23 protein-coding genes are annotated in these 22,452 nt (G+C 72.9%); 10 read left to right on the top strand and 13 right to left on the bottom strand.

Translation table 11 applies throughout. The features are described from left to right. Positions 1-4: 4 nt before the first annotated feature. Complete coding sequence (locus BJY16_RS14295) at positions 5-1,231, bottom strand: MFS transporter (RefSeq protein WP_221501959.1); 1,227 nt, start codon at positions 1,229-1,231, stop codon at positions 5-7. 286 nt (positions 1,232-1,517) lie between these two features. Next, positions 1,518-2,597, bottom strand: coding sequence for a mechanosensitive ion channel family protein (locus tag BJY16_RS14300; RefSeq protein ID WP_373873490.1), 1,080 nt, complete (start codon positions 2,595-2,597; stop codon positions 1,518-1,520). Between the two features lie 190 nt (positions 2,598-2,787). On the opposite strand from BJY16_RS14300, the gene BJY16_RS14305 reads away from it, so the two are divergent. Then, complete coding sequence (locus BJY16_RS14305; RefSeq protein WP_185039931.1) at positions 2,788-3,342, top strand: HNH endonuclease; 555 nt, start codon at positions 2,788-2,790, stop codon at positions 3,340-3,342. 4 nt (positions 3,343-3,346) lie between these two features. Here the strand turns inward: BJY16_RS14305 and BJY16_RS14310 are convergent, their stop codons facing one another. Beyond that, positions 3,347-4,138, bottom strand: coding sequence for a class F sortase (locus BJY16_RS14310; protein ID WP_185039932.1), 792 nt, complete (start codon positions 4,136-4,138; stop codon positions 3,347-3,349). 7 nt (positions 4,139-4,145) lie between these two features. Then, complete coding sequence (locus BJY16_RS14315; protein WP_239178020.1) at positions 4,146-4,628, bottom strand: hypothetical protein; 483 nt, start codon at positions 4,626-4,628, stop codon at positions 4,146-4,148. A gap of 201 nt (positions 4,629-4,829) precedes the next feature. Between BJY16_RS14315 and ctaJ the strand changes: the two genes are divergently transcribed. After that, entirely contained in the window at positions 4,830-5,120 is a 291-nt protein-coding gene (ctaJ, locus tag BJY16_RS14320; RefSeq protein ID WP_185039933.1) for an aa3-type cytochrome oxidase subunit CtaJ, read from the top strand. After that, positions 5,107-5,496, top strand: coding sequence for a DUF5130 family protein (locus BJY16_RS14325; protein ID WP_239178019.1), 390 nt, complete (start codon positions 5,107-5,109; stop codon positions 5,494-5,496). The genes ctaJ and BJY16_RS14325 overlap by 14 nt, the downstream gene beginning before the upstream one ends. A 5-nt stretch (positions 5,497-5,501) precedes the next feature. Here BJY16_RS14325 and BJY16_RS14330 read toward each other — a convergent pair whose 3' ends face one another. After that, a complete protein-coding gene (locus BJY16_RS14330) occupies positions 5,502-6,047 on the bottom strand; it encodes a Uma2 family endonuclease (protein WP_185046446.1) in 546 nt (181 codons plus the stop codon). 128 nt (positions 6,048-6,175) lie between these two features. After that, positions 6,176-8,734, bottom strand: coding sequence for an aminopeptidase N (pepN, locus tag BJY16_RS14335; protein ID WP_185039935.1), 2,559 nt, complete (start codon positions 8,732-8,734; stop codon positions 6,176-6,178). A gap of 101 nt (positions 8,735-8,835) precedes the next feature. Between pepN and BJY16_RS14340 the strand changes: the two genes are divergently transcribed. The 3 genes from BJY16_RS14340 (at position 8,836) to BJY16_RS14350 (ending at position 11,855) form a co-directional block, all read left to right on the top strand. Beyond that, entirely contained in the window at positions 8,836-9,462 is a 627-nt protein-coding gene (locus BJY16_RS14340; RefSeq protein ID WP_185039936.1) for a mycothiol-dependent nitroreductase Rv2466c family protein, read from the top strand. A 265-nt stretch (positions 9,463-9,727) separates the two neighbouring features. Further along, positions 9,728-10,924, top strand: a complete 1,197-nt coding sequence (locus BJY16_RS14345; protein ID WP_185039937.1) for a DUF1015 family protein — start codon at positions 9,728-9,730, stop codon at positions 10,922-10,924. Between the two features lie 13 nt (positions 10,925-10,937). Next, the gene (locus BJY16_RS14350) at positions 10,938-11,855 is read left to right on the top strand and encodes an alpha/beta hydrolase (protein WP_185039938.1); all 918 of its coding nucleotides are present in this window, start codon (positions 10,938-10,940) and stop codon (positions 11,853-11,855) included. 7 nt (positions 11,856-11,862) lie between these two features. On the opposite strand, the gene rpiA is transcribed toward BJY16_RS14350, so the two are convergent. From rpiA to BJY16_RS14365, 3 genes are read right to left on the bottom strand one after another with little or no spacing between them, the layout of a single operon-like run. After that, complete coding sequence (rpiA, locus tag BJY16_RS14355; protein WP_185039939.1) at positions 11,863-12,564, bottom strand: ribose 5-phosphate isomerase A; 702 nt, start codon at positions 12,562-12,564, stop codon at positions 11,863-11,865. Positions 12,565-12,613: 49 nt separating this feature from the next. Beyond that, on the bottom strand, positions 12,614-13,039 hold the full coding sequence (locus BJY16_RS46415; RefSeq protein ID WP_221501960.1) for a hypothetical protein: 426 nt from the start codon (positions 13,037-13,039) through the stop codon (positions 12,614-12,616). A 28-nt stretch (positions 13,040-13,067) separates the two neighbouring features. Next, positions 13,068-14,291: a GNAT family N-acetyltransferase gene (locus tag BJY16_RS14365; RefSeq protein ID WP_185039940.1), complete on the bottom strand. Its 1,224-nt coding sequence runs from the start codon at positions 14,289-14,291 to the stop codon at positions 13,068-13,070. A 103-nt stretch (positions 14,292-14,394) separates the two neighbouring features. Here BJY16_RS14365 and BJY16_RS14370 point away from each other — a divergent pair, with 103 nt between their 5' ends. Then, positions 14,395-15,138 carry a DNA-directed RNA polymerase II gene (locus BJY16_RS14370; protein ID WP_185039941.1) on the top strand — a complete coding sequence of 248 codons (744 nt, stop codon included), beginning with the start codon at positions 14,395-14,397 and terminating at the stop codon, positions 15,136-15,138. Positions 15,139-15,155: 17 nt separating this feature from the next. Beyond that, complete coding sequence (locus BJY16_RS14375) at positions 15,156-16,052, top strand: glycosyltransferase family 2 protein (RefSeq protein ID WP_185039942.1); 897 nt, start codon at positions 15,156-15,158, stop codon at positions 16,050-16,052. Between the two features lie 3 nt (positions 16,053-16,055). Here BJY16_RS14375 and BJY16_RS14380 read toward each other — a convergent pair whose 3' ends face one another. From BJY16_RS14380 to BJY16_RS14390, 3 genes are read right to left on the bottom strand one after another with little or no spacing between them, the layout of a single operon-like run. Next, entirely contained in the window at positions 16,056-16,205 is a 150-nt protein-coding gene (locus BJY16_RS14380; protein WP_185039943.1) for a hypothetical protein, read from the bottom strand. 42 nt (positions 16,206-16,247) lie between these two features. Further along, the gene (locus tag BJY16_RS14385) at positions 16,248-16,754 is read right to left on the bottom strand and encodes an SRPBCC domain-containing protein (RefSeq protein ID WP_185039944.1); all 507 of its coding nucleotides are present in this window, start codon (positions 16,752-16,754) and stop codon (positions 16,248-16,250) included. Continuing rightward, on the bottom strand, positions 16,751-17,071 hold the full coding sequence (locus BJY16_RS14390; protein ID WP_185039945.1) for an ArsR/SmtB family transcription factor: 321 nt from the start codon (positions 17,069-17,071) through the stop codon (positions 16,751-16,753). Before BJY16_RS14390 ends, BJY16_RS14385 begins: the two co-directional genes overlap by 4 nt. A 182-nt stretch (positions 17,072-17,253) precedes the next feature. On the opposite strand from BJY16_RS14390, the gene BJY16_RS14395 reads away from it, so the two are divergent. Continuing rightward, positions 17,254-18,567, top strand: coding sequence for an AfsR/SARP family transcriptional regulator (locus BJY16_RS14395; protein WP_185039946.1), 1,314 nt, complete (start codon positions 17,254-17,256; stop codon positions 18,565-18,567). On the opposite strand, the gene BJY16_RS14400 is transcribed toward BJY16_RS14395, so the two are convergent. Continuing rightward, complete coding sequence (locus BJY16_RS14400) at positions 18,551-19,108, bottom strand: RICIN domain-containing protein (RefSeq protein ID WP_185039947.1); 558 nt, start codon at positions 19,106-19,108, stop codon at positions 18,551-18,553. The two genes, BJY16_RS14395 and BJY16_RS14400, sit on opposite strands and share 17 nt — an antisense overlap. Before the next feature lie 156 nt (positions 19,109-19,264). Between BJY16_RS14400 and BJY16_RS14405 the strand changes: the two genes are divergently transcribed. Then, positions 19,265-22,288 carry a BTAD domain-containing putative transcriptional regulator gene (locus BJY16_RS14405; RefSeq protein WP_185039948.1) on the top strand — a complete coding sequence of 1,008 codons (3,024 nt, stop codon included), beginning with the start codon at positions 19,265-19,267 and terminating at the stop codon, positions 22,286-22,288. Positions 22,289-22,452 lie beyond the last annotated feature (164 nt).

A 22,452-nucleotide genomic window follows, 5' to 3' on the forward strand; every position in this document is an offset into this window, starting at 1 on the left:
GGCCCTACCCTGTGGGTTCGGCCACCGGGGCGGCGGTCCGCTCGGCGGCCAGGAACTTGTCCCGGCTGGGCCAGGACGCCGCGACCACCAGCAGCGCGATCGTGCCGGCCACGCTCCAGCCACCGACCACGGTCGGCACCTTGACGTGGTCGGCGAGCAGCCCGGTGATCCCGACCGCGAGGAACTGGCTGGTCTGGATGCCGCTGTTCATCACCCCGAACGCCCGGGCGCGGTGGCTGGCCGGCAGGGCCAGCACGAACGACCCGTTGAGCGCCGGCATCTGCGCGCCCTGGGTCATCCCGGACACCAGGATCAGCGCGGCGGCCACCACGGTCGGCGGGTTGAGCAGGGTCGGGATCAGCACCAGCGGGGTGGCGACGGCCAGCATCGGGAGCAGCCGCCAGCGCCGCTCGGCCGGGACCAGCCGGGTGAAGATCAGGCCGCCGACCACGTAGCCGAGCGGGCCGGCCGCCATGATCAGGCCCTGGGCCAGGCCCTGCGAGGTGCCGTCCGGGGCGGCCTCGGCGGCCCAGGAGGCGGCGAGGCTCTCCGGCACCACCACGAAGGCGATCACGGTGAACACCACGATCGCGATCGAGCGCAGCACCTCGTTGCCGAAGACCACCTGGAAGCCCTCGGCCGTCTCGCGCAGCAGGTGCCGGCGCTGCGACGGGGCCACCGCGGCCGGGCGGGCCTGGACCCGGAGGGCGATCAGCAGCGCCGACAGGGCGAAGCTGCAGACGTCCAGGGCGAGCGCCGCGCGCGGGTCCAGGCCCACCGCCACGGTCGCGCCGATCAGGTAACCGACCACCTGGGCGGCCTGGCCGGTGGTGGTGTTGGTGGCGATCGCCAGGGTGAGCCGCTCCCGGCCGACCACCAGCGGCATCACCGCCGAACGGGCCGCCTGGGCGGGTGGGGTGGCCAGGCTGGCGACCAGGATCACCAGCAGGACCAGCGGGGTGGGCAGGCCGGGGATCAGCAGCACCGCGGTCAGGCTCATCCGGAACACGTCGCAGACGACCATCACCCGGCGGTGCGGGTAGCGGTCGCCGAGGGCGGAGAGCACCGGGCCGAGCAGGATCCACGGCAGGTAGCCGATCGCGAACGAGATCGCGGAGAGCAGCACCGAGCGGGTCTGCTGGTAGACCAGGACGGTCACGGCGGCCCGGGACAGGTAGTCGCCGACCCAGCTGATCACCATGGAGGAGTAGATCGCCCGGTACTCCCGCAACCCAAAAAGGCTACGGAAGGTGGCTTGGTCGCCACCCTCCGTAGCCGATGTGGCTGGCTTGGGCTCCTCCGGTGGGTTGGCCACGTGTCCTCCATCGCTCTCGACAATCGCCGAGAGCCCGGCGAAGGCCGTGCACGCGCTCGGGGTGACCGGCGCGAACGTGCCTATGCATGTGCAGAAGCTGTACCGGATTCTGCCCGATCGTCCGAGTCGATGCTAGGGCGGTTAGCCCGATTTTCGGCCGTTCGGCGGAGGTTGTAACCGATGTTGCTAGCGTAAGCGCAGGTCAGGACGCCCCGCCCGGCCGCTGTTCACTTATCGAAGGCGAGGAATTTTCGCCCCCCGGGTACCAGGAAGGCGGCACCGCGGAGCGCGGGACCAGCCGGGACGCGGCGATCCGCTCGGACAGGCCGGTGTTCTCCAGCGCCTCGGTCAGCGCCCGGCGCAGCTCGCGCTGCACGATGGCCTGGCTGTCCGCGGTGGTCTTGGCGATGGTCCGGATGGTCGCGCCGTCCACGGTCAGCGTCTCCACGCCGACCACGTCCGGCGGCTCGATGAACTCCTTCTGGTGCTCCGGGTGATCGGCGACCGCGACGGCGGCCTCCTTCAGCACCGCGACCGCCTCCTCCGAGTTGACGAAGCCGATCGGGATGTCGATCACCACCATGGCCCAGCCCTGGCTCTTGTTGCCGACCCGGACGATCTCGCCGTTGCGGATGTACCAGAGCACGCCGCGGGTGTCGCGGACCGTGGTGATCCGCAGGCCGACGCTCTCCACCACGCCGGTGGCCTCGCCCAGGTCGACCGTGTCACCCACCCCGTACTGGTCCTCCAGGAGCATGAACAGGCCGGCGATCAGGTCCTTGACCAGGCTCTGCGCGCCGAAACCGAGGGCGACGCCGACGATCCCGGCGCTGGCCAGCAGGGGGGCCAGGTCGAACCCGAACTCACCGAGCACCAGCAGGGTGGCCATGGTGAAGACCACCGCGCTGACGAAGCTGCGCAGCACCGAGCCGATCGCCTCGGCCCGCTGGCGGCGGCGCTCCGGGATGAACTGTGCCTCCTCGGCCGTGACGTCCGGCCGCTCCTTCAGCGGTTTGAGCAGAGCCGGCATGGCGGCCCGGGAGGTGCTGGCGGTGAGTCGGCTGATCGCGCGGTGCAACAGCCACCGGATCAGCATCGCGATCAAGACGATGACGAGCACCCGCAGCGGTTTGACCACGAACACGAAGCCGCTTTTCGCCAGCCAGGGGCTCACGTCGTGCTCGAGCAGCCACTTGCACACCGAGTCCGCGTCGCAGGACTTGGTCAGGTCGACGGTGGGGACCGTGACGGTCGGGTCGGGGGTTGGAGCGAGGAGCAGCACGGGTAGTGAAGGTACCGGGTCCGGCTGAGTGCATGACGTCAGACGTTTACCGTCCAGCCACAGATTGTGCTCGCAATTTGGTCATCCATCAGGGACTATTGGCGCACAGGCTTCGTCAGCGAGGCCCAGATCACACTCGGCTGAGCTACAGGAGCGCGCACCAGCAACTGACACCGGAAGGGTGATCGCGATGCCTGACATACGACCCACAGTGGGCTCTTCCGCGTTAGTGCTGAACGCTACCTACGAGCCGCTGTGCGTCGTATCGGTGCGTCGAGCGACCATCCTCGTGCTCACCGACAAGGCCGAGTGCGTGTCCGACGGTGACGGCATCCTGCACAGCGCGCACGAGCAACTCCCGGTCCCCTCGGTGGTCCGCCTCACCCGGTATGTGAAGGTGCCCTACCGCACCCACGTCGGCCTCTCCCGCCGCGCCATCTTCGCCCGCGACGGCGGCCGCTGCGCCTACTGCCGGGGTTCCGCCGAGACCATCGACCACGTCTTCCCGCGCAGCCGCGGCGGCCTGCACGCCTGGGAGAACGTGGTGGCCGCCTGCGCCAAGTGCAACCACAGCAAGGGCGACAAGACCCCCGCCGAGCTGGGCTGGCGGCTTCATTCCATACCGCAGGCGCCACGCGGGGTGGCCTGGCGGGTGCTCGGGCACCGCACGCCCGATCCCCGCTGGATGGACTGGCTGGATCTGCCCGACCACCACGCCGCCTTGGCTGACGCCGAGGCGGCGTGATCTTTTATCGGGAGTCGACCAGGGACGCGTAGACGACCACGTTGTCCGAGTAGCCCTGGTCGCCCCCGAGCCATTTCCCGCCGCAGGTCATCAGCCGCAGCGAGGGCCGGCTGTAGTCGCCGTAGACGCGGTGCACGGGTAGCCGGTCCTTGTCGTAGTGCTCCACCGAGTTGACCTCGAAGACGGCGACCGTGCCGTCCGCCCGGCGCACCTCGATCGGCTGGCCCGGCTTGAGCCGCCCCAGGTCGTGGAAGACCGACGGCCCGGTACGGGTGTCCGCGTGCCCGACGAACAGCGCCGGCCCGAACTGCCCGGGCGTCGGCCCGCCGTCGAACCAGCCGACCTCGTTGTGCCGTTTCAGCGGCGGCACCTCCACCGACCCGTCCCCGGCCCGTCCGACCTCCAGCACCGGCGCGTCCACCCGCAGGTCCGGAATGGCCAGCCGCTGCGGCCGGCTCGGGTCGAGCACCGGGAACTCGCGCGGCGGCGGCTGGTCCGGGTCGCGGAACATCCCCAGGTCGAAGCCGGTGGCCACGCCGAGTCCCATGCCGACCGCGAACAGTCCGATGAAGAACATGACCAGCGCGATCCAGCCGATGCCGAGCGTCCGGCGCCGGCGGCGGCGGCGCGGCCGGCCCGGATGCACCGGTTTCCGCCGGCTCCGGCCGGCCTGGGACGGCGGCGTGGGCAGCGGGCCGGTCACCACGCCGGGCAGCGGGGCGGCGACCACCTGGGCGGGTTGTTTGCCGACGACGGACTCGGGCACGCGCGGCGGGCGCTTCTCTTCCTCCGCCACCGCGGCCTCAGCCCAGCCGCCGGCGTCGCGTCGACAGCACGGCCAGGCCCAGCCCGGCCACCAGGATCGTCAGGCCGCCGCCGACCAGCAGCGCGGCCGTCCGCTCCGGGGCGGTCCCGCCGCCGCCGGTGGCCGGCCCGCGGCTCGGCGCGAACGCGACGACCACGTGCATCGTGGCGGTCGCGGTCTTCCCGTCCGGGCACTGCAGGGTGGCCGTGTAGTCGCCGGCCTCGGTGTCGCCCGGGACCTTCGCGGTCGCGGTCAGGAAGCCGAACTCGGGTTTCACCCGGACCGGCCCGACCCCCTCCACGGTGACCGTCGCGGGCTGCAGGTTGTCGGTGCACGAGGCGCGCAGCGAGACGTGGTCGCCGGCCGGCACCGTGCTGGGGTTGAGCTCGACGAAGACCGCCGCGGCCCGCGCGGCAGTCCCGGGCAGCAGGGCCATCACCATGATCATTACCGTGGCGGCGGCGGAACCGATCCATCGCATGGAAACCCCCTCTCGCCGTTCGCGGGCGGAAAGTACGCGGACGGCGCGTGAAGGTGATTTTCGCACCGGGAAGCACGATCCGCGTAGATCCCGACGGCGTGAGACCCCGGTTCGAGACCCGACGGTCCGGCACGACTGGTGCTCCGCTACCGTGATTGATGTTCGACTCAAAATGGATCACCGGCGCCTGGGGGCGTTCAGTTGTCTGTCATCACCACCATTCTGGTCTATGTGATCATCCCGGCCGCGGTCATCGGCACGGTGGCGGTCATCGTGTTCGCCGGTTCCGACAAGGGCAAGCCGTCCAAGCGGTACCGTCCCGGCCGGCCCTACGAGTTCGCCCCGATGTGGTTCATGGCCTCGCCCGCCAAGGCCGTCGCGGCCGGTCACGGCCATGAGACTCCGGCGATCGAGCGTGGACTCGTCATCGAGGACAGTTCCGGCGCTCCGGTCCGGCCCGGCCCGACAGGAGGCGCAAGTGACAAGTGGTGAGCTGGTCGAGACCGGCCGCGAGGGCCCGTTCACGACCCGCCAGCTGCTGCGTCTCGACGAGGCGCTGCGGATCGCCGACCAGGCGACCGGCCTGACCTTCAGCATCTACCTCGGTGAGCTGGAGGAGCCGCTGCGCGAGTCCGCGGAGAAACTGCACAGCCAGATCGCGAACCCGCACAAGGCGGTGCTGATCGCGGTCTCGCCGGGCCAGCGCCGGCTGGAGATCGTCACCGGCGACGAGGCCCGTAAGCGGATCACCGACCGGGACGCGAAACTGGCCGCCTTCGGCATGGCCGGCTCGTTCTCCGGCGGCGACCTGGTCGGCGGCCTGATGATCGGGCTGGATCAGCTGGCCTCACACGCCGGCAAGGCCTGAGCCGCTCAGAAACAATTCACCCGGATCGGGTACGGGGCGTCGAGTTTCACCAACTCGGCGCCCTCGATCCGTTGCACCTGCCGATAGGCCGAGCCGTCCAGCGCGTAGACCGTCAGCGCCACGCCCGGCTCCACCCGCCAGTAACCGGGGATGCCGGCCGACGCGTACACCGCGGGTTTGAGCAGCCGGTCGTACCGCTGCGTCTCGGGTGACTCCACCTCGACCGCCAGGGCCACGTCGGCCGGGTCGACCCAGATCCCGCCGGACGAGCGCGGGCGCAGCACGGTCACGTCCGGCACCAGGCTGCTGGTGTCGATCTCCACGCCGAGCCGGGCGCAGACCCACCAGTCCGGCGGGGCGGCCGCGCGCAGGGCGAGCACCACCGCGTCGACCGCGGCGTCGTGCGCCGTGTCCAGCGGGGGCGGGGTGACGTGCAGGCTGCCGTCGACGATCTCGTACCGATGCCCGTCCTGCGGGAACAGGTGCAGGTCGGGCTCGGTCCACCGGCCGTCCGGTGCGGTCCATCGCACCGGTGAGCCCTGGCTCAGCATCGTCACGCGCCACCTCCAACGCCGCGGAGTGCCAGCCTACTCACGCAGCGTCGATGCAACTTGCAGTACGCAGGAAAAACGGCCCCATCCGGCGAACCGGACGGGGCCGTTCACTCGCTGCGGATGAGTCAGCCGGCGGCCTGGTCCTTCGCGCGGGCCTTGAGCGCCCGCAGGATCCCGTCCCGGCCCTCGGCGACCAGCCGGCGCAGCGACGCCGGGTGCCCCTCCTGGGCCAGCCAGGCGTCGGTCAGCGCGACCGTCTCCTCGCTGATCTGGAACGTCGGGTAGGCCAGGGTGGCGAACTCCTGCGCCGGCTCGCTGTCCGAGCGGGCCCACACCTCACCCACCACGGCGAAGAACTTCTCCGCGTACGGCGCCGTCAGGGCCACCTGGCGGGTGCTCTGGAAGCCCTGCAGCAGCGACCGGTTCAGCCAGTTCGGCGGGGTCTGCGGCCCGGTCAGCTCGGCCCACACCCGGGCCTTGTTCTCCGGGGTGGGCAGCAGCGCGCGGGCGATCGCCGCCTCCCGCTCGCCGCTCGCGGTCTTGTCCCCGGCCAGCTCGTCGTCGATCTCCGACTCGGCCGCCGCGCCGATCGCGGACAGCGCCTGCAGCAGCGACCAGCGCAGCTCGGTGTCGACCACCAGGCCGGCCGGTTTCTCCCCGCCGCTGAGCCAGCCGCGCAGCACGGCCGCCTGCTCCGGCGTGCGGGCCGCGGTGATGTAGGCCCGCGCCCAGGTCAGCTGCCAGCCGCTGCCCGGCTCGGCGGCGGCCAGCTGGGTGGCGGCCAGCTCGGCCAGCATCGCCCAGCCGGTCGGCGCCCAGGCCGGGTCGGCGAAGCTGACCAGCGCGCTGGCCGCCTGCCGCAGGGTGGCGGTGGTCAGGTTGATGTCGGTCTCGGCCGGCAGGCCGGAGCAGACCAGCTCCACGTAGTCGCGGGCGGCCAGCTCGGCGTCGCGCAGCATGTCCCAGGCCGCGGCCCAGCACAGCGCCCGCGGCAGCGACGACTCGAACCCGGCGATGTGCTTGACCAGCGCGCCCATCGAGCGCTCGTCCAGGCGCAGTTTCGCGTAGGTCAGGTCGTCGTCGTTGAGCAGCAGCACGTCCGGCGCCTTCACCCCGGCCAGCGCGGTGATCTCGGTCCGGTCGCCGGTCACGTCGACCTCGATCCGGTCCCGCCGCACCAGGCGGTCCCCGTCCAGGTCGTAGAGGCCGATCCCGATCCGGTGGGTACGCAGCGTCGGGTAGCCGGCCGGCGCCTCCTGCAGCACCGCCACGCTGGTGTAGCGCTCCTGGTCGTCCAGCTCGACGACCGGGCGCAGCGTGTTGACCTGCGCGGTCTCCAGCCACTGCGCGGCGAACTTGCGCAGCTCCCGGCCGGACGCCGCCTCCAGCTCGGTGAGCAGGTCGTCGAAGGTGGCGTTGCCCCAGGCGTGCTTGGTGAAGTACGCCCGCAGGCCGGTCAGGAACGGGTCCAGGCCGACGTACGCGACCAGCTGCTTGATCACGCTGGCGCCCTTGGCGTAGGTGATCCCGTCGAAGTTGACCTCGACCGCCTCCAGGTCCGGCATCTCGCAGTACACCGGGTGGGTGGAGGAGAGCTGGTCCTGCCGGTAACCCCAGGCCTTGCGGATGGACAGGAAGGTCGACCAGGCGTCGGTGAACCGGGTGGCGTGCGTGTTGCACCAGTGGCTCGCCCACTCGGCGAACGACTCGTTCAGCCACAGGTCGTTCCACCAGCGCATGGTCACCAGGTCGCCGAACCACATGTGGGCGAGCTCGTGCAGGATGGTGTTGGCGCGCTGCTCGTACTCGTAGTCGGTGACCTGCGAGCGGAAGATGTAGTGCGCCTCGGCGTGGGTCACGCAGCCGAAGTTCTCCATCGCGCCGGCGTTGAAGTCCGGCACCCACAGCTGGTCGTACTTGGGCAGCGGGTACCGCACCCCGAACTGCTCGTGGAAGAAGTCGAAGCCCTGCTTGGTGATCAGGAACAGGTCGTCGGCGTCCAGGTAGCGGGCCATCGAGGCGCGGCAGAAGACGCCCAGCTCGATGCCGTCGTGCGAGTCGCGGACCTCGTGGTACGGCCCGGCGCAGATCGCCGTGATGTAGGTGCTCATCCGCGCCGACTCGGTGAAGTGGACGGTCCGCGCGCCCGGCCCGACCGGCTCCTCCCGGTCGACCGGCATGTTCGAGACCACTTTCCAGTGGTTCGGCGCGGTCACGTGCCAGGTGAACACGCTCTTCAGGTCGGGCTGGTCGAACGCCGCGTACACCCGCTGGGCGTCCGCGGTCTCGAACTGGCTGTAGAGGTAGATCTCCTTGTCCACCGGGTCGACGCTGCGCTGCAGGCCCTGCCCGCTCGCCGAGTAGGCGAAGTCGCCGTCGACGACGAGGACGTTGGTCTCCGCCAGGCCGGGCAGCGGCAGGCCGCGCTCGGCCGACCAGGTGCTCAGGTCGAGCGGCGTGCCGTTCAGCGTGGCGCCGTGCAGTTTCGCCGCGGCGGCCTCGATGAACGTCTCGGCGCCCGGCTCGCTGCACCGGAAGGTAACGGTGGTGGTGGAGCGGAAGGTGTCGGACCCGGGGTTGCCGCTTCCGTCGGTCAGATCGAGGGTGATGTCGTAACCGGTCACCTCGAGCAATCGACTCCGCTCGGCGGCCTCGACCTGGGTCAGGTTGTGAACACCGGCCACGTGCACTCTCCTTCGAGCTGACTGCTTTTCCTCGCAGCCTATGCGCCACGCCTCCGTCACACCGCACCCGCACCACCATCAGTTGGTGGCAGGATCGATCTATGACTGAACGCGCCACCGTCGACATGTGGTTCGACCCCATCTGCCCGTGGGCCTGGATGACCTCCCGTTGGCTGCTCGAGGTGGAGAAGGTCCGTGACCTCGACGTCCGTTTCCACGTGATGAGCCTGTCGGTGCTCAACGAGGGCCGCGACCTCCCTGAGCAGTACCGCGACCTGATGTCCAAGGGCTGGGGCCCGGTCCGGGTCTGCATCGCCGCCGCCGAGACGGCCGGCCCGGAGGCGCTGCGTGACCTCTACACCGCCTTCGGCACCCGGATCCACCTGCAGAAGTACGAGCTGGACGAGAAGCTCTACCGGGAGGCGCTGACCGAGGTCGGGCTGGACCCGGAGCTGGCCGCGGCGGCCGACACCGACCGGTACGACGAGGCCCTGCGGACCAGCCACAACGCCGGGATGAAGCCGGTCGGCACGGACGTGGGTACCCCGGTGATCCACGCGCCGGGGCCGAACCCGGACGAGAAGATCGCCTTCTTCGGGCCGGTGGTCACCCCGGCGCCCAAGGGCGAGGCGGCCGGCAAGCTGTGGGACGGCGTGCTGCTGGTGGCCGGCACCCCGGGCTTCTACGAGATCAAGCGGAGCCGGGAGATCGGTCCGATTTTCGATTAGTTCGCCACTTGTCGCCGCCGGCGGTCGTTGGATGAGGTGATGTACACCTCATCCAATGACGTCGCCGGCGTGACCATCGGCGTCCAGCGCGAAGTATGGCCGGATCTGTCCCCGGAATGGGCGGGTCTGGTCGCCCCGCCGGTGGTGGTCACCGCCCGCCCGGTGGAACGGCCGGTGAACGCCCGCCGACGGGCGCAGTTGAGCAGGTCACGCGGGAACATGCCGGTGCGTGGGTACCGCCGGGCCGCCGGGTAAGTTGCCAGGCATGACGGTCGTGCACCCGATCAGCCGGGCCTGGATCACCACTGGCGGTACCGGAGCCCAGAACTACGACGAGTTCGCCGACGACGCCGAAATCACCGACATCATCACGGCTGCCCCGCACAGCGCGCTGGCCGTGGAAATGCCGCATCTCGCGCCCGAGTCCCTCGGCAAGACCTTCGCGGAATCCCTCCCGGACGCTGTCGTCCGGCTGGAGCGCGACAAGTCCGAGGGCCACTACCGGCAGGCTGAGCACGTCGTGGTGCTCTACCGGATCACCGCGAAGGACGAGGCGCCCGCCTACGGCCTGTGGAGCATGGTCGACACCGACCAGATCTCCACCAGCGCCGACGAGCCGGGCCTGGTCATCCGCAACGAGGACGTCTTCATCGCCAAGGTCCGCGAGCGGGTGGCGCTCGCCGACGCGCTGCAGACCCTGCTCTCCCCGGTGCTGCTGCTGCAGACCGGCAAGGGCGAGGAGCTGCACGCGGCGCTGGCCGAGGCCTGCGACGCCGCGGGCGAGCCGGCCGCCACCGACACCGACCAGAGCGGCCGGACGCACGCCATCTGGGTGCTCGGCCCGGGCGCCGAGCAGGACCGGCTCACCGAGCTGGCCGGCGGAGGCGAGCTGGTGGTCGCCGACGGCAACCACCGCAGCCTGGCCGCCCAGACCGGTGGCCTGCCGCGCTTCCTCGCGGTGATCACCACGCCCGCCTCGGTCGCCATCCAGCCGTACAACCGCCTGATCAGCGAGCTCCCGGCCACTCCGGACGAGCTGCTGGAGCGGCTGCGCGCGGCCGGCGCGACGGTCACCGAGCTGCCGCGCGCCGCGGAGCTGCCCGCCAAGGGCACGATCGAGATGTACGCCGGGGGCCGCTCCTACGCGGTCGGCCTCCCGTCCGACCCGGCCGGTACGGCGGTGGAGAACCTGGACCACGCGCTGGTCGAGCGGGTGCTGCTGCGCGACGTGCTGGGCCTGGACCCGGGCGACAAGCGGATCTCCTACATCGGTGGCGACTACCCGGTCGAGTGGCTGCGCGACGAGGTCGACAACGGCCGCGCCGAGCTGGCGGTGCTGATCGCCCCGGTGACCGTGGAGGACTTCGTCGAGGTCAACCTGGCCCGGCTGAAGCTGCCGCGGAAGAGCACCTGGTTCACCCCGAAGGCGCGGGGCGGACTCGTCCTGGCGCAGCTCGGCTGACGTACCGACGAAGATGCTCCATCCGCAGGTGACGGCGGCGGCGAAACTTCGCCGCCGCCCCTCCGCCGAGCAGCTCTCGGCGAGCCCCTACGACCAGCTCCAGTTCGCCCGTGCGGCGATGGAGGAGTCCAACGAGGCGGAGACCGGCCCGGCCCTGCCGCTGCCGGTCGTCGTCGACCTGGACGCCGGCGGCGTGCCCTGCCGGCTCTACGCCACCCGGCCGGACGCCCCGGTCTTCGTCTACCTGCACGGCGGCGGCTGGTGTTACGGCAGCATCGAGACGGTGGACCGGTTCTGCCGCCGGGTCGCCGACCGGTCTGGTCTCGCGGTGCTCTCGGTGGGCTACCGGCTCGCCCCGGAGCACGTCCACCCGGCCGCGCTGGACGACGCCGCCACGGTGCTCGACCACGTCCGCAAGAACGGCGCCGAGCTGGGTGTCGACCCGTCCCGGTTGGCGATCGGCGGGGACAGCGCGGGCGGCCACCTGGCCACCGTCACCGCTCGCCGGCAGCGGGACGCCGGCACCCCGGTCGACTTCCAGGCGCTGATCTACCCGGCCCTCGACCCGCTCACCTCCGCCGAGTCCTACGACGAGGTGGGGGAGTACGGCCTGGACCGCGCCTCGATGAAGCTGGCCTGGGAGACCTTCGTCCCGGACCCGGCGCGGCGGCTCACCCCGGACGTGGCCCCGCTCGCCGTCGCCGACCTGTCCGGGATGCCGGCCACCCTGATCATCACGGCCGAGTACGACGCGCTCCGCGACGAGGGCGCCGATTACGCGGACGCGCTGGTCGCCGCCGGGGTGCCGGTGGTGCACACCCGCTACATGGGGATGAACCACGGCTTCGCCCGCAAGATCGCCACGATCGACGCGGCCCGGGCGGCGGCCGATCAGGTGGCCTCCGCCCTGCGGGCCGCGTTGACCTTCTAGCCGGCTGTCAACCGGCCAGGATCAGTTCGAAGTCGTACCCGAAGAAGAGGCCGGTCTCGACGACGCCGGACATCTGCTTGAGGCGGGTGTGGGCGTCGTCGGCGATCTCGCTGAACCGCAGGTCGAGGGTGAGGTTGCCGCGCTCGGTGATGACCGGGCCGTCCTTGCCCCCGGCCGGGCGCAGGGTGACCTCCTCCAGGCCGGGGAAGTCCTGCAGCTGCTCGAAGATGAGGCTGAGCGCGGCCGGGTCGATCTCCACCGGGGCCGCGAAATTCTGCCCCAGCCGGTCCACGATCTTGGACTGGTCGACCACGATGAACGCCTTCGGTGCCGCGGCCATCATCAGTTTCTCCTGGTAGAGCGCGCCGCCCCGGCCCTTGATCAGCCGCTTCTTCGCGTCCACCTCGTCGGCGCCGTCGAAGCACCAGTCCGGCCGGACCTCGTTCAGCGTCGCGGTGCGCAGGCCCAGCGCGGCACACGCGTTCGCCACCTCGATCGAGGTGGGGATCGCGGTGAAGGACAGGCCCTCCCGCTCGGCGCGCGCGGCCAGCGCCTGCAGGGTCAGGAAGCTGGTCGAGCCGGAGCCGATGCCGACCGTCTGCCCGTCCTGCAACTCGGCGGCCAGCCGGGCCGCCGCCTCCCGCTTGGCTTCCTCGTTCTTGATGACACCTGACCAGGTCAGGCCGTTGGGGCGGTTCTTCCACTGCATGTGTTGGTCAACCGTTTCCAGGAGCGGACGGTGGTCGTCCCCATCGTAGTCAGCGGCGCGGGAGGTCCTCCCGGGGCAGCCAGTTCCGCCGGACGATCACCAGGTCCCGGTCGGCGGCGGCCAGATCCTCGTCGGTGGGCCGGGCCGCGTCCCGGGCGCGCAGCGCCGCGCCCACGCTGACCTGTGACGACCCGGAGCCGACCAGGCCGCGCAGGCCACGCTCGGCCTCCCGGTCCTCGGGGTTGCCGCCCGGCGGGCCGGGCCGCTTCCCCGGCCGGGCGCCGGCCGGCGGCGCCGGCACCGGAGCGGCCGGGATCGGGGCGGCCGGGATCGGGGCGGCCGGGGCCGGGGCGGCCGGGGCCGGCACCGGGGCGGACGGTGGCGGGGCGGGCACCGGCGCCGCGGGCTCGGCCGGGGCGGGGCTCGTCCCGGACGGGGGACGGACCCGCCGGCGGCGGCGTTCGGGCTCAGCCATGATCCCGACGGTACCGCCGCGGGTCGCCTCAGAACACTTCAGTCGCGCTGGGCGCCCGATGCCAGCCGAACGCCGCACTCGGATCGTTCCCGGTCAGTTGCCGGACCCGGCCGGCCGCGGCCAGGGCGGCGAGCGAGGTGCCACCGAGATAGGCCGCGCCGAGATCGGTCACCGAGCAGGCCAGGTCGGCCGGGTCAGCGGTCCGGGCGCAGGTCGCCCCGTCCGGCCCGCCGGTCAGCCGCCAGCGCCCGGCGTTGGCCGCCAGGATCGGGTCGGTGACCTCCAGCACCACGTCGACCGGCGCGAGGTAGCGCCGGCCGGCCAGCGCGGCGGGCAGGTCGACCAGCCGGACGAAGAGCCCGTCTCCCACCGTGCCGCCCAGCCGGCGCGGCTCGTCGACCAGGTGCAGCAGCGGCTCGTCGACGGCGGCCAGCCGCCAGCTCACCCGGCGGCTCAGGTCGATGCTCAGCAGGAACCGCCAGAGCGCCTGGTAGGTCGGCGGGTCGCCGGCCACCACCTCGTCGACCTGCACCTCGGCGTCCGGTCCGTGGTCGCTCCAGCCGTGCCGCACCCGCCAGAGCGCGTAGCCGGTGGGGCCGGCCGGGCCGTCGTGCACCACCGCGTAGCGCCGGCCGGCGCCGCGGCGGCGGTCCTCCGGGTCGATCAGCACGTACCGCCACCACCGGTCGTCGCGGTCGGACCAGCCGGGCCGGTCGGTGCGCACCTGGTCGTAGAGCTTGCTGAGCTCGGAGAGCAGGGCGACCGGGTCACCCATCCGGAGCCGCCCGGCCGGCTCGGCGGGCGCGGCGGTCAGCCGCACCTCCCGGTTCATGATCGAGAGCTTGAGGCGGTACGTGGCCAGGCCGTAGCCGAAACGCGGGTAGATGGCCGTCTCGCTGGCCCAGAGCACCGCGATCGGCTCCCGCCCGGCGGCCGCGATGTCGTTCAGCTGGCGGGTCATCAGCGTGGTGAGCAGGCCGCGCCGCCGGTGCGTGGGCCGCACCCCGACGCTGGAGATGTGCGCGGCGGGCAGCACCGCGCCGGGCACGGTCAGCTCCCGGCCGAACGCCAGGGCGTGCCCGGCCAGCACCCCGTCGTCCTCGGCGAGCAGCGACCGCTCCGGCTCGTAGACCTCCGCCTCGGCCGCCTTCGCCTCGCCCTCGAACGCCTCGTGGAACACCAGTCCGAGCAACTCGCAGATCGCCGCGATGTCCTCGGGCCTGCCTCGTCGCAGCCCTGCCGCCTCGTCCATGGAGCTTGTGTAACGGACTCCGGCGTGTGCGAGCCACCTATTTGCGGGCTGGTTACTCTCGGAACCAGGCGACCGCCCGGTCGCGCGTCGGGAGAGGGGAACCATGCCGGAGCAACCGCAGTGGTCGGAGCGGACGCTCGACATGCCGCCGCAGGATCCGTGGGCGGAGCAGCCGACGGCGGTCGGGCCCGGCGCCCCGCACGGTGGCTCGCACGGCGAGCCCACCCGGGTGCAGTCCGACCCCACCAGGGTGCAGTCCGGCCCGGCCCGGGCCCAGTCCGACCCGACCCGGGTGCAGTCCGATCCGACCCGGGTGCAGTCCGATCCGACCCGGGTGCGGGGGGCGCACGGGCCGGGCGTTCCGCAGGCCGCGCCGCCGTCCCCGTTCAGCCGGGGCCGGGCCGTGGTCACCCCGCGGGAGCAGAGCCGCGACGAGTTCACCGCGGTCCACGAGCCGACCGGCACCGGCTGGCCCGGCGCCGGGATGCCGCGCGAGCAGCACAGCCTCGGCTGGCACCTGCGCCAGCTGCGCCGCGGCGGCGAGTGGAGCACAGCCGCGGTGCTGTTCGCTTTCGTCTGCTGGGGCATCTGGGCGCTCTCCGAGGGCGGCTCGCTGGCCACCCCGGTGGTCGTCCTGATCATCACACTGCTGGTCGGCGTGGGCGTCTTCTTCCTGGCCAGGCTGGTCGGCCGGGTGGTCCTGGAGCGCTATCTGCACCGCCCCCGGCACACCGCCCGCGGCGCCCACATGGTCACCGGGCTCTATCTGCTCGGCGTCGCCTTCACCTTCCTGCGCCAGACCCCGTGGGTGATGGACGCGTTCAACTGGGTCAAAGACCTGTTTTAGGGGTATCCGGCGCCCCCGTGAGAGATCCACGGATTGGCGTCGTCGTGATCACCTGGCAGCGGCGCGAGGAGGCCCTGGCCTGTGTCGAACGGCTGCTCGCCCTGCCCGAGCAGCCGCACGTGGTGCTGGTGGACAACGGGTCCACCGACGGGACCGCGGGCGCGGTCCGGGCCGCTTTCCCCCAGGTCGAGGTGGTGGCTCTGGGCCGCAACCACGGCGCGGTGGGCCGCAATGTCGGGGTACGACGTCTGCGTACGCCCTACGTCGCGTTCTGCGACGACGACACGTGGTGGAGCCCCGGCTCGCTGTCCCGAGCGGCTGACGCGCTCGACGCCCATCCGCGCCTGGCCCTGGTCAACGCCCGGATCGTGGTCGAGCCGGCCGGGACGGAGGACCCGATCGTCGCCGAGCTGCGGCAGTCCCCGGTGCCCGGGCCGGCCTGGCTGCCCGGGCCGGCGCTGGGCAGTTTCCTGGCCGGCGCCACCGTGCTGCGCCGGGACGCGTTCGAGCGGGCCGGCGGCTTCAGCCCGCGGCTCTGGCTGGGCGGCGAGGAGGAGCTGCTCGCCACCGACCTGGTCAGCGCCGGCTGGGAGCTGTGCTACCTGGAGGAGCTGACCGTGCACCACCGCGCCTCGAAGCTGCGCGACGCCACCCACCGGCGGCGGGTCGGGCTGCGCAACACGCTCTGGTTCACCTGGCTGCGCCGGCCGCTGGCTCCGGCCGTACGCCGAACGCTCTTCCTGGCGCGGACCGTGCCGCGCGATCGGACCTCGCTGCTCGCGGCCTTCGACGCGGCCCGCGGAGTGGGCTGGCTGCTGGCCGAGCGCCGGGCCCGGCCGCACCCGGTGGAGGCCCGCCTCGCCCTGCTGGACGAGGCGCAGCGCCGCTCCACCGCCCGCCGTTACGTGGGCTGAGGGTCAGGACCCGTCCGGCTCGCGGTGCCGGCCCGGCTGCTCGGGGAGGTCACGCCGGGACAGCTCCCGGCGCCGGTCCCGGAGGGTGAGGCCGACCGCCGCGCCGCTCATCACCAAGCCCAGCCCGAGCAGGGCGATCCAGAGCACGACCATGGCCCGGAGGCTAGCGCACTCCGGGCCATGGTCGCGGATCGCTCAGCCGGCGGCCAGGACCTTCCCGGTCTCCAGCAGCGACTTGAGGTCGCTGAGCACCCAGGCCCAGCCGCCGCCACCGTCGGCGGTGGCGTCCTGGTTGCCCTGCACCATCGCGGCGGTCGCCGGGGCGCCGGTCAGCTCGTGGGTGATGGTGACCCGGCAGACGCCCGGCGACGAGTCCTCGATGTCGTAGGTGAGCGTGGTGAACGGCTCGGCGGCGGTGGTCGGATCCATCAGCATCCGCCAGGTCTGCACCAGCCGGCGCGGCGGCTCGGCCTCCAGCACCTCACCGTCCACGATCACCTCGGGCAGCTCGAAGCCCTGGGCGGTGGCGTACTGCTTCATCTCGTCGGTGGCGGTCGCGTAGTACCTCCCGCCCTTCTTGAGCTCGTAGAACTGCGGGGCGGCGTAGCCGTACCGCGCGGAGAACTCCGGGTCGGTGATCGCCTCCCAGATCCGCTCCGGGGTCGCCTTGATCCAGATACGGAACACCTTGGTGTCGCTCATGACTCTTCCTCCAGCGTGCGCTTGAGATCGATGAGAGTGGTGATCTGGTGCTCGGTGTACTTGTCGATCCACCGGTCGTGGATCTGGCGGATCGGCACCGGATTGAGGAAGTGCAGCTTCTCCCGGCCCGACCGGCGGGTGACGACGAGTCCCGCCTCCTCGAGCACCCGGAGGTGCTTGGCGACGCCGAACCGCGTCATCGCCAGCTCGGACTCCAGCTCGGTGAGCGTGCGGCCGTCACGCGCGAAGAGCAGGTCGAGCAGGAAGCGACGGCTCGGGTCGGCCAGAGCCTTGAACACCCGATCGTCGTCCGTCATGACGCAAAGTTATGTGACCATCCGGTCACATGTCAAGGCGCGGGCGTTCCGGAGGCCGTTTCCGTTACTCGAAAAGGGGGTCTGACCGGTTGATGATGCTCACTGCGCGATTCTTCCGCTTCGCGTTGATCCGGCCCGGTCCCGCTTCCTAACCTGGGTGCCGAACAACGGGGGAGGATCGAGTGTCCGTCCAGGTCCGCCTGCTCGGCCCGGTGGAGCTGCGGGGTGACCGCGGCCCGGCCGATCCGGGCCCGGCGAAACGCCGCGCGGTGCTCGTCGCGCTCGCCCTGGAGGCCAATCGGCCGGTGCCGGTGAGCCGCCTCGTCGAGCTGCTCTGGAGCGGGCGGCCACCCGCGTCGGCGGTGGCGAACCTCCGCAACCACATCGCGGCGCTGCGGTGTGCGCTCGGCACCCGGATCGTCTCCCGGCACGGCGCCTACCGGCTGGACCTGGCCCCGCACGAGCTGGACCTGGCCGAGTTCCACCGGCTGGCCGAGCGGGGGCGCAACGCGCTGGCGCTCGGCGACCCGGCCCGGGCCGAGCCGGACCTGGCCGCCGCCCTGCGCCTGTGGCGTGGCCCCGCCGGGCACGGCCTGCCCCGGGGCGCCACCCTGGACGTGCTGCTCACCGGCCTGGAGGCGGACCGGCTCCGGGTCGTCGAGGACCTCACCGAGGCCCGGCTGGAGCTGGGCCAGGCCGGCGAGCTGGTGTCCACCCTGCACGATCATCTGGTCGCCCACCCGTTGCGGGAGCGCGCCTGGGCACAGCTGATGCTGGCCCGGTACCGGGCCGGTGACCTCGGCGCCGCGCTGGCCACCTACCGGCAGGCCGAGGCGGCGCTGCACGGTCAGCTCGGCGTCGACCCGGGCAGCGAGCTGACCGGCCTGCACCGGGCGATGCTGGAGCGGGCCGCCTGGCTGGAGCCGCGGGAGCGCCGCGGCCGGTCCGTCGAGGTGCCGCGGGAGCTGCCACCCGATCCGGTGTTCCTCACCGGGCACGCCGAGGAGCTCGCCGCCGTGCTGGCGGCGGCCCGCCCGGCGCCGGGGGAGCGGGGCCCGGCCGCGGTGGTCGTGCACGGCCCGCCGGCCAGCGGCAAGACCGCCCTGGTGACCCGGGCCGGGCACCGGCTGGCCGAGGCGTTCCCGGACGGGCAGGTGTTCGCGGCGGCCGGGCCGGACGTGGCGGCCGGCGACCTGCTGGCCCGGGTGCTGCGCGCGCTCGGCGTCCCGGCCGGTGAGGTGCCGGACCCGCCGGACGAGCGGGTCGGCCGCTACCGCTCGCTGCTCGCCGCCCGGCGGGTGCTGGTCGTGCTGGACGGCGCGGGCGACCCCGGACAGGTGCGCCCGCTGATCCCGGCCACCGGCGGCTCGGCGCTGCTGGTGACCAGCCGCCGTCCGCTGCGGATGCCGGAGGAGGTCCCGCACGTCACGCTGCGGCGGGCCGCCGGCCGGAGAGGTCCCTCCGGCCGGGGCGCGCCGCTCAGGGGTAGGGGTTGAAGCGCTGGTTCCAGTCACCGTGGCAGGGGTAGGTCTGCAGGACGACCCCGTTGCCGTACCCGTAGCCGCGCGCGTCCAGGCACCTGCCGGAGCCCATGTTGACCAGCTCGACCCAGTTGGCGTTGGTGGTGGACACACGCACCGCCCGCCACCACTGGTTGGCCGAGCCCGAACAGGTCCACTGCCGCACGGTGTTGCTGTCGTTCGGCAGCCCGAGGTCGGTCAGGCACTTGCCGGATCTGGCGTTGGTGAACTCGAACTTCCCGAACGGCGCGGACAGGTTGGTCACCCGGGTGATGCTCCAGCGCTGGTTGTAGACGTCGCCGCTGGTCCTCAGGATCCACAGCTGGGCCAGGCCGCCGTTGTCCATGGAGCCGTCTTTGATGTCGATGACGCTCGGTCCGATGTTGCCGTTCGGCGTCAGAATGCTGACGTACGCCCGGTAGGGCGCCGCGGACGCCGGTGACGCGGGCGCCAGGACAACGCCGACCAGGGCGGCGACGCCCGCCGTCAGGGCAGCGAGAACCCGTCTCATACGCATGAGGCTTCCTTTTCCGTGCATCCCGGAGGGTTGACGATGGTCACCCGCTGATCGTTGAGGGATCCGCTTGCCCGGCGCTGGACGGACAGCGCCAGTAGCAGTCCCGTACTAGCTTCTGCCGTGAGTGGACGTCCATCGATCCCGCGGAGATCAACGGTGACCGGTGCACCTGACGCCCGCGAGGCGGCGTTCGCGACCCGGTTGCGGGCACACCGCCGCGCGGCCGGGCTCACCCAGCGGGAGCTGGCGGCGATCGCCGGGATCAGCCTCGCCACCCTCCGCGACCTGGAGCAGGCCCGCAGCCGCCATCCGCAGCCGCGGTCGGTGCGGGCGCTGCAGGACGCGCTCGGCCTGGCCGGGACGGACGCGGCGGCGCTGCGGCGGGCCGCGACCCCCGATCCGGTGGCACCGGCGGCCGCCGAGGACGGCGCGCCCGCGACGATCGGGATCTTGGGCCCGCTGGTGGTCCATCCGGGCGGAGCCGCCGCGTCGCTGAGCTCGGTTCGTCAGCGGGTGTTGCTCGGGCGGCTCGCGTTGAGCGCGGGCACGGCGGTGAACGACGCCGACCTGATCGAGGCGCTGTGGGGCGACGCCGCGCCGGACTCGGCGCGAGCCCTGCTCCAGACCTACGTGAGCCGGCTGCGCCGCCGTTTCCCGGCCGGGCCGGCGATCGTGACCTCGGCGGCCGGCGGGTACCGCCTCGACGCCGCGGCCGGCCAGCTGGACGCCCTGCGGTTCCGCGAGCTGATCGAGCAGGCCCGGGACGCCGCCCCGGCCGAACCCGCGGTGGCGTTGCGAGTCGCCGGGCAGGCACTCGCGTTGTGGCGCGGCGACCCGCTGGCGGACCTGCCGGGGCTGACCGGGCACCCGCTCGCGGTGGCGCTGGCCGACGAGCGGATCGCCGGTGCCCTGTGGCACGCGGACCTGGCCGCCGGCCGAGGCCGGCACATCCTCAGCCTGCCGGGACTGCGGGCGCTCGCCCATCGGCATCCGCTGCACGAGGAGTTGCACGCACGGCTCATGCTCGCGCTCGCCGCGACCGGGCAGCAGGCCGCCGCCCTGGCCGTCTTCGACGGGGTGCGGGACCGGCTCGCGGACGAGCTCGGCATCGATCCCGGCGCCGTGCTGACCGACTACCGGCAACGGGTCCTGCGGCAGCAGTGGACCTCCGTCGCGGCCCCGCCGGCGGTGGCCGCCCGGCCGGCGCTGCTGCCACCGGACGTGCGCGGCTTCGTCGGTCGCGGCCGCGAACTCGACCGGCTCGACGCGCTCCTCGCCCCGGCCCGGCGCCACCCGGCGGCGGTCCCCATCGCGGTGCTCTCCGGCACGGCCGGGGCGGGCAAGACCACCCTGGCCGTGCACTGGGCGCACCGGGTCGCCGCCCGGTTCCCGGACGGCCAGCTCTACGCCGACCTGCGGGGATTCGACCCGGTCGGCGCACCGGTCGCGCCGGCCGAGGCGATCCGGGGATTCGTCGCGGCGCTGGGCGTGCCGGCGGCGCGGTGGCCGGGCGAACCGGCCGCCCAGATCGGGCTCTACCGCACCTCGCTGGCCGGGAAGCGGATGCTGGTCCTGCTCGACAACGCCCGCGACGCCGACCAGGTGCGTCCGCTGCTGCCCGGCGCGCCCGGCTGCGTCGTCCTGATCACCAGCCGCCACGGGCTCACCGGCCTGGTCGCCGCCGAGGCCGCCCATCCGCTCGCACTGGACCTGCTCAGCGCCGAGGAAGCCGGCGAGCTGCTCACCCAGCGCCTGGGCGCCGGCCGGACAGCCGCCGAGCCACGCGCCGTGGCGACGATCGTGGCCCGCTGCGCCCGGCTCCCGCTGGCGCTCGCCGTCGCCGCGGCCCGCGCCGCCACCCGGCCCGGCCTCCCGCTGGCCGCGCTCGCCGACGAGCTGTGCACCGCGGACCGGCTCGACGCGCTGTCCACCGATGACGCCGGGACCGACGTACGGACCGTGTTCCGCTGGTCGTATCAGGCGCTGAGTTCGCCCGCGGCCCGGCTGTTCCGTCTCCTCGGGGTGCAGCCCACCCCGGAGTTCTCGACCGCCGCGGCGGCGAGCCTGACCGGGCAACCCGTGACCCGGATCCGGCCGGTGCTGGCCGAGCTGACCCGGGCACACCTGGTCAGCGAGGCCACTCACGGCCGGTACGCGGTGCACGACCTGCTGCACGAGTACGCCGGCCGGCTGATCGAGGCGGACGAGTCCGGCGCCGCGACCGCCCGGCTGGTGGCGCACTACCTGCACAGCGCCCGCGCCGCCGACCGGCTGCTCGACCCGGCGCGTGCCCCGCTCCCGGTGGACGCGCCGGACGCCGGGGTCACCGTCGAGGCGCCCGCCGACCACGATCAGGCGATGCGCTGGTTCGAGCGCGAGCACCGCAACCTGCTCGCCCTCGCCGCCGGGCACGGCCCGTACACCGGGCTGCTGGCCGAGGCGGTGGCGACCTACCTCTACCGGCGGGGAGCGTGGCACGACCAGGTCACCGTGCAGCGATCCGCGGTGCGGGCGGCGGCGCGCGCCGGTGACGTCCCGGCGCAGGCCCGCGCGCGGTTGCACCTGGCCCGGACCCACCTGCGGCTGCGCCACGACGACCAAGCCGAGACGCACCTGCGGGAGGCGCTGGAGCTGTACCGGGAGGACGGTGACGCGAGCGGGCAGGCGCAGACGCACCACTACTTCGGCGCCCTGCGCGAGCAGCAGGGCCGGCACCGGGAGGCGGTCGGTCACGGCGAACAGGCGGTCGCGCTGTGCCGTGCGAACGGTCTGCTGTTCGGGCTGGGCCACGCGTTGAACGCGGTCGGCTGGCACCACTCCCGGTTGGGCGACCATCATCAGGCCCTCGCCCACTGCCGGGAGGCGATCCGGGTCACCCGGAGCCTCGGCGACCGCGCCGGCCAGGCCAACGCCTGGGACACCTTGGGGTACGCCCACCACCAGCTCGGCGACCACGAACCGGCCGGCTCGGGTTTCCGGCGGGCGATCGGCCTCTACCGCGAGCTGGGGGACCGCTACTACGAGTCGGTGGCCCGGATCCACCTCGCCGAGAGCCATCAGGCGGCCGGCCGGCCCGGCGCCGCGCGGGAGGAGTACCGGACGGCTCTCGTCGCGCTCGACGACCTCGGCCATCCCGATGCCGGACGGGTGCGGGCGGCGCTGCTGGGCCTCGACCGGTGACCGCCGGCCCCGCCGTGGCGCTGATCACCGGTGGGGCCGTCCCGGGAAATGGTGGCGCGGTGCCGCCGCGCCGGCCGGGCCGGGGCGCGTACCGGGAACTGGCGGTCGTGCGGAAAAGCGGCCCGCAAGCGAGCTGCGGTCGTGGTCCTTTCCGGGAATGGCGA

The sequence above is a fragment of the Actinoplanes octamycinicus genome, assembly GCF_014205225.1.
Classification (GTDB): Bacteria; Actinomycetota; Actinomycetes; order Mycobacteriales; family Micromonosporaceae; genus Actinoplanes; species Actinoplanes octamycinicus.